This is a genomic window from Streptosporangium heterodermiicola, from assembly GCF_051390675.1.
GTDB lineage: Bacteria > Actinomycetota > Actinomycetes > Streptosporangiales > Streptosporangiaceae > Streptosporangium.
Genome location: NZ_JBPJSR010000057.1, coordinates 1 through 7,729, shown reverse-complemented (window position 1 = coordinate 7,729; position 7,729 = coordinate 1). Strand labels below are relative to the sequence as shown.

At 73.4% G+C, this 7,729-nt stretch carries 1 protein-coding gene; it reads left to right on the top strand.

Annotation, left to right across the window (positions count from 1 at the left end):
- Positions 1–7,729, top strand: a 7,729-nt coding sequence (locus tag ACSC1Q_RS42775; RefSeq protein WP_436764477.1) for a type I polyketide synthase, incomplete at both ends; no start/stop codon positions are given.

The following is a 7,729-nucleotide window of genomic DNA, read 5'->3' as shown; positions in this document are numbered from 1 at the left end:
TCAGCGTTACTGGCTGGAATCAGGCAGGTCCGGCGGTGACGTGGCGGCGGCCGGGCTCAGCGCCATCGACCATCCGATACTCAGCGCCGCCGTCCCGGCCCCCGACGGTGACAGCCTCACGCTCACCGGGCGGCTCTCCCTGACCACGCTGCCCTGGCTCGCCGACCACGCGGTCAACGGCACGGCCATCCTTCCCGGTACGGGCTTCCTTGAGATAGCGCTGCGTGCGGCGGCCGAGGTCGAGGACTGCGAGACGGTCTCCGAGCTGGCTCTGCAGGCTCCCCTCGTTCTCACGCACGACCACCCCGTCCAGCTCCAGGTCGTCATCGACGCCCCCGACGGCGGCGGTCAGCGCGGCCTGGCCCTGTACTCCAGGCCCGAGGGCACGACCACCTGGCAGCGGCACGCCCAGGGAACGCTCGGCCCCGCCGCTGCCGAACCCGGCTTCGACCTGGCACAGTGGCCGCCGCCGGGCGCGCAGCCGGTCGGCATCGACGACCTCTACGACAACCTGGCCGTCACGGGCCTGGAGTACGGCAGTGCCTTCCAGGGCCTGGTCGGCGCCTGGCAGCGGGACGGCGCCGTCTACGCCGAGATCGTCCTGCCCGACCACGTACAGGCCGGCGCGGAGCGGTTCGGGTTCCACCCCGCCCTCCTCGACGCGGTACTGCACTCCATCACGCTCGGTGACCTCCTGCCGCCCAGCGAGCCCGGCCACCCGTTCCTGCCCTTCGCCTGGTCCGGCGTCTCGGCGCACGCTGCGGGCGGGACCATGGCGCGGGTACGGACCACGGCCAAGGGGCCCGGCGAGCTCTCGCTGAGCGTCGCCGACCACACCGGCGCGCCGATCCTCACGGTGGACTCCCTGGTGGTCAGGCCCGTGGCGACGGAACTGTCCCCGGAGCGCACGCCGTACGTGCTGGACTGGGTGAGCGTGCGCCCCGGCGGCGCGGAGCCCGGACGGGTGGTGGAACTCCACGACCTTTCATCCCTGAAGTCCCTGAAGTCCCTGAAGTCCCTGAAGTCCCTGAAGTCCTTGGAGTCCCTGGGGGACGCGGCCGGCGCGGAGCAGGTCCTCGTGCGCGTACCGGCCGGTGCGGGCCGCGAGCGGACGTACGAGGTGCTGGCGCTCGTCCGGGAATGGCTCGCGGACGAGCGGTCGGCGCGGTCGCAGCTGGTGCTGGTGACCGGCGGCGCGGTCGGCGTGGACGAGGGAGAGGTACCCGATCTGTCCACCGCGCCGGTCTGGGGACTGATGCGGTCCGTCCAGTCCGAGCACGCCGGGCGGTTCGTCCTCGTGGACACCGACGGCCACCCCGACTCGGAGGCCGCGCTGCTTCGCGCCTGCGCTTCCGGCGAGCCGCAGCTGGCCCTGCGATCCGGTACGGTCCGCGTGCCGCGCATCGTGCCGCTGGCCGGCGGGCCGGCGGTCGAGCGCTCGTTCGGGACCCCGGCGGGTACGGTGCTGCTGACCGGGGGCACCGGCGAGCTCGCCACCCTGGCCGCGCGCAGGCTCGTCACCGAGCACGGGGTCCGGCACCTGCTGCTGGCCGGTCGCCGAGGCCCGTCGGCGCCCGGAGCCGACGACCTGCTGGCCGAGCTCACGTCGCTCGGCGCGCAGGTCACGATCGCCGCCTGCGACGTGTCCGACCGGGCCGAGCTCGCCGCCCTGCTGGCGGCCGTTCCCGACGACCGGCCGCTGACCGGTGTCATCCATCTGGCCGGAGTCGTCGACGACGGCGCCGTGACGTCGCTGACCCCGGAACGGATCGACCGGGTCTTCGCGCCGAAGGCGGACGCGGCCTGGTACCTGCACGAACTCACCGGCGAGCTCGACCTGTCGTTCTTCGTGATGTACTCCTCCGTCGCCGGCATCGTCGGCAGCGCAGGCCAGGCGAACTACGCCGCGGCCAACGCCTACCTGGACGCGCTGGCGTCGTACCGCCGCGCGCGGGGGCTGCCCGCCCTCTCCCTGGCGTGGGGGCTGTGGGAGACCGACAACGGCATGGCGGGCGCGCTCAGCCGGGCCGACGTGGCGCGGCTCGGCAGGATCGGGCTCGCCCCGCTCCCGGCGGCGCAGGGCATGTCCCTGCTGGACGCGGCGCTCACGCTCGACAGGGGCGTGCAGATCCTCGCCCGCCTCGACACCGCGGCGCTGCGCCGCCAGGACGAGATCCCCGCGGTCTTCCGGGCGCTGGTCAAGCCCCAGGCGCGACGGGCCGCGACGGCCAGGCCCGTGCGGGCGGGAGCCGACAAGGGGGCGCTGCTCTCGCTCATCAGGACGAACATCGCGCTCGTGCTCGGGCACACCGACGCGAACGCCGTGGACGCCGAGGCGGCCTTCAAGGACCTCGGGTTCGACTCGCTGAGCTCCGTCGAGCTGCGCAACCGGCTCAACGCCGCCACCGGGCTGCGGCTGCCCGCGACCCTGCTGTTCAACTTCCCCACCACGGACGCGCTCGCCGAGCACCTGCACGAGCAGCTCACCGGCGCCTCGCGCGCCGAGCGGGTGAGCGCCCACACCGGTCCCGCGGACGAGCCCATCGCGATCGTCGGCATGGCCTGCCGCTACCCCGGCGACGTGGTCTCTCCCGACGACCTCTGGCGTCTCCTCGTCCGGGCCGACGACGCGATCACCACCTTCCCCGGCAACCGCGGCTGGGACCTGGAGCGGCTCTACGACCCCGACCCCGCCCACGCCGGTACGAGCTACGCGCGTGAGGGCGGCTTCCTCCACGACGCCGACCGGTTCGACGCGGCCCTGTTCGGCATCTCGCCGCGCGAGGCCACCGCGATGGACCCGCAGCAGCGCCTGCTTCTGGAGACCTCGTGGGAGGCGATCGAACGGGCGGGGATCAGTCCTAAGGCGATGCGCGGCAGCCGTACGGGCGTCTTCGCCGGGGTGATGTACCACGACTACGGCGGCCGTCTGCCGCACGCGCCCGAGGGCTTCGAGGGCTTCGTCCTCAACGGCAGCGCGGGCAGCATCGCCTCCGGCCGGGTCGCCTACACCTTCGGGCTGGAGGGCCCGGCGGTCACGGTGGACACGGCGTGCTCGTCGTCGCTGGTCGCGCTGCACCTGGCCGCGCAGTCCCTGCGGTCGGGCGAGTGCGACCTGGCGCTGGCCGGCGGTGTGACCGTGATGGCCACGCCCAGCGTCTTCATCGAGTTCTCCCGGCAGCGCGGGCTCGCGGTGGACGGGCGCTGCAAGGCGTTCTCCGCCGGGGCCGACGGTACCGGCTGGGGCGAGGGCGTCGGCATGCTGCTCGTCGAGCGGCTCTCGGACGCCGAGCGCAACGGTCACCAGATCCTCGCGGTCATGCGCGGCAGCGCGATCAACCAGGACGGCGCGAGCAACGGCCTCACCGCCCCGAACGGCCCCTCGCAGGAGCGGGTGATACGGCAGGCCCTGGCCAACGCCGGTCTGTCGACCGCGGACGTGGACGTGGTCGAGGCGCACGGCACGGGAACGGTGCTGGGCGACCCGATCGAGGCGCAGGCCATCCTGGCCACGTACGGCCAGGACCGGCCCGCGGACCGGCCGCTGTGGCTGGGGTCGCTGAAGTCCAACATCGGCCACACTCAAGCCGCCGCCGGTGTCGGCGGTGTGATCAAGATGGTGATGGCGATGCGGCACGGGACGCTGCCCCGGACGCTGCACGCCGAGGAGCCGTCGCCGCACGTGGACTGGACGGCCGGAGCCGTCGAGCTGCTGACCGAGGCTCGCCCGTGGGACGTCGAGGACCGCCCGCGCCGCGCGGGTGTGTCGTCCTTCGGCGTCAGCGGCACCAACGCACACGTGATCATCGAGCAGGGCCCGGCCGCCACCGCATCCGTCGAGCAGAGCCCGATCGCCACCGCGCCCGCCGAGCAGAACCCGGTCGCCGACGCCTCCGCCGACGATGCCGAACCGGCCGTCGTTCCGTGGCTGATCTCCGCCAACGACGGCGAGGCCCTCCGGGCGCAGGCCGCCCGGCTCGCGGACTGGGCGTCACAGGACGACGTCCCGCCGACCACCGTCGGCAAGGCACTCGTATCGGCCCGTTCGGTGCTTGAGCAGCGCGCGGTGGTGATGGGCGCGGACCGGGCCGAGCTGGTGGCGGGCCTGCGCGCCCTGGCCGACGGTACGGCGACGCCCGGTGCCGCAGCTGGAGGCAGGCTGGCGATGCTGTTCGCCGGTCAGGGCAGTCAGCGGGTGGGGATGGGCGGTGAGCTGGCGGCGGCGTTCCCGGTGTTCGCGGACGCGTTGGAGGAGATCTGCGCGCTGCTGCCGGGCTCGGTGCGTGAGGCGATGTTCTCCGGCCCAGAAGAGGTACTGGCCGAGACCGGGATGACCCAACCGGCCCTCTTCGCCTTCGAGGTCGCTCTCTACCGGCTCCTCACCTCGCTGGGTGTCACCCCGGACGTTCTGGTGGGTCACTCGGTCGGGGAGATCGCGGCCGCTCATGTGGCCGGGGTGCTCTCACTGCCCGACGCCTGCACGCTGGTCACGGCACGTGCCCGGTTGATGCAGGGGCTTCCGCAGGGTGGGGCGATGCTGGCCATCGCCGCCCCGGAAGCGGACATCCTTCCCCTGCTGGAAGGCCGCCAGGACGTGAGCGTCGCCGCCGTCAACGGCCCGACCTCGGTGGTGATCTCCGGTAGCGAGGTCGCGGTGGAGGAGATCGCGGGCCTGGTGAGTGCTCGCACCCGACGGCTGCGGGTCTCGCACGCCTTCCACTCGCCGTTGATGGAGCCGATGCTGGCCGAGTTCGAGCAGATCGTCTCGGGATTGACCTTCGCCGAGCCGACCATCGCCGTCGTCTCCAACATGACGGGCCTGCTTGCCGAGCCCGGTCTGCTGACCGACCCGGCCTACTGGGTGCGGCATGTGCGCGAGGCGGTGCGGTTCGCCGACGGGGTGACCGCCTGCCAGGCGAACGTGTTCGTCGAGGTCGGCCCGGATGGGGTGCTGACCGGTCTGACTCAGCAGAGCGTCGAGGACGGGGTGTTCGTCGCGACCGCGCGCAAGGACCGTGACGAGGTCCGGGCACTGGTCGAGGCACTCGGCCGACTCCACACGCACGGCGTCATGGTCGACTGGGACACCTACTTCGCCTCGGTGCCCGCCGGTCACGTCGAGCTGCCCACCTACGCCTTCCAGCGCCGTCGCTACTGGCTCGACGCCACCGCCGAGGTCGCCTCCGGTGGCGGGCTGGTGGCGGTGGACCACCCGTTGCTGACCGCCGTCGTCCCGGCCCCCGGTGCCGGAACGCTCACGCTCATCGGCCGCCTGTCCCTGTCCGCGCAGCCGTGGCTGGCCGACCACCTCGTGAACGGCCAGGTGGTCGTACCTGGCGCGGCGCAGGTCGAGCTCGCGATACGCGCCGGGGACGAGACCGGCTGCCCGGTGCTCGACGAGCTCACCCTCCAGGCGCCCATGGTGCTCGCCCCGGACGGCAGCCTGCAGCTTCAGGTCGTGGTCGCGGGCGCCGACGATTCCGGCCGCCGCCAGGTGACGATCCACTCGCGCGCCGGGGACACCGCGGACTGGCGGCAGAACGCCCAGGGTGTCCTCGCCCCGGCTGCCGCCGTCGCGCCCGCCTTCGATCTCGCGCAGTGGCCGCCGCCCGGCGCCGAGGCCCTCGACGTCGACAACGTCTACGCCGACCTCACCGCGATCGGCATGGAGTACGGCGAGACGTTCCAGTGCCTCCAGGCCGCCTGGCGGCAGGACGGCGCCGTCTACGCCGAGATCGCCCTGCCGGAGCAGTCCGGCGCCGACGCCCGGCGGTTCGGGCTGCACCCGGCGCTGCTCGACGCCTCCCTGCACGCCATCCCCATGGCCGGGCTCCTGCCCGACGCGGAACCCGGCCGGCCGTTCATCCCCTTCGCCTGGAACGACGTGGCGCTGTACGCCGAGGGAGCGACCGCCCTGCGGGTTCGCATCACCCCGGCGGGCGGCACCGGCGTGTTCGTCCTGGCGGTGGCGGACACCGCGGGGACGGCCGTCGCGGAGGTCGGGTCGCTCATCCTCCGTCCCCGGTCCGCCGACCAGTCGTCGGCGCGTCACAACTCCCTGTTCCAGCTGGACTGGGTACAGGCCGGTCGTACCGGACAGACGGATCTCTCGTACGCGCTCCTCGACGTGCCCTCGGACGACGCGCCCGTTCCCGAGGCGATCAGGAGCGCCACGAACGCGGTCCTCGCCGCCCTGCAGGCGGAACCGGGCACGTCGCCGCTGGTCGTCGTCACGCGTGGCGCGGTGGTGGCGGTCGCGGGCGAGGTGCCGGACCTGGCGCAGGCGGCGGTGTGGGGCCTGGTACGGGCGGCACAGGCGGAACAGCCCGGCCGGTTCGTACTGCTGGACCTGGACACCGACCCCCTCGACGAGGGCACGGTCGGCCGGGCGCTGGCCACGGGCGAGCCGCAGGTGGCGGTGCGGGCCGGGCGGTTCCTGGCGCCGAGGCTGAGCCGGGTGGCCGAGCGCGCGGTCGCGGAGCCGGTGCTTTCCGGCGACGCCGGTCCGGTGTTCGGTCCGGAGGGCACGGTGCTGGTCACCGGTGGCACCGGCGGGCTGGGCGCGCTGGTGGCCAGGCATCTGGTGACCGCCCACGGGGTGCGTCACCTGCTGCTGGCCAGCCGTCGCGGTGCCGAGGCGCCCGGAGCCGCCGACCTGGTGGCCGAGCTGTCCGAGCTGGGGGCCACGGTCACGGTCGCGGCCTGCGACGTCGGCGATCGAGAGGATCTGGCGCGACTGGTCGCGTCGGTCCCGCTCGCCGGTGTCGTGCACACGGCAGGCGTGCTGGACGACGGCATCGTCGGTTCCCTCACCCCGGAGCGCTTCGACGCGGTCCTGCGGCCGAAGGCCGACGCGGCCTGGTACCTGCACGAGCTGACCCAGGAGCTGGACCTGTCGGCGTTCGTGCTGTTCTCCTCGCTCTCCGGCGTGCTGGGCAGCGCGGGCCAGGGCAACTACGCCGCGGCCAACACCTTCCTGGACGCCCTCGCCGAGCGGCGCCGGGCGCAGGGGCTGCCGGCCACGTCGCTGGCCTGGGGCCTGTGGGCCTCGGGCGGCATGGCGGGCGACCTGACCGAATCCGACCTGAACCGTCTTGAGCGCGGTGGCATCACGCCGCTGCCCGTCGACGACGGTCTCGCCCTGTTCGACGTCGCGATCGGCCACGAGCAAGCCCTGCTGGTCCCGGCCTCGCTGAACTTCCCGGCGCTGCAGGCCCAGGCCCACGCCGGAACCCTCCCCGCGGCCCTTCGCGGGCTGGTCCGCGTGCCCACCCGACGCGCCAGTACGACCGCGACGGATCCGACCGACCTCCTCCGGCTGGTGCGTACCCAGGCGGCGACGGTCCTCGGCTTCTCCGACACGGAGGCGGTCGAGTCGGCCAAGCGCTTCCAGGAGCTCGGTTTCGACTCCCTGACCGCGGTCGAGTTCCGCAACCAGCTCAGCACGGCGACCGGGTTGCGGCTCCCGGCCACGCTCATCTTCGACTATCCGACGGCTGAGGCGGTGGCGGATTACCTGGCCGGGGAGCTGGCCGGTGGTCAGGTCTCGCGGGCGGTCGTGGCCGATGTCTCGGTGGTCGACGAGCCGATCGCGATCGTGGGGATGGCGTGCCGGTTCCCTGGAGGTGTCTCCTCGCCCGAGGGTTTGTGGGATCTGGTGTCGTCCGGCACGGACGCCATCGGCGACTTCCCGACCGACCGGGGCTGGGACCTGGCGAGGTTGTACGAT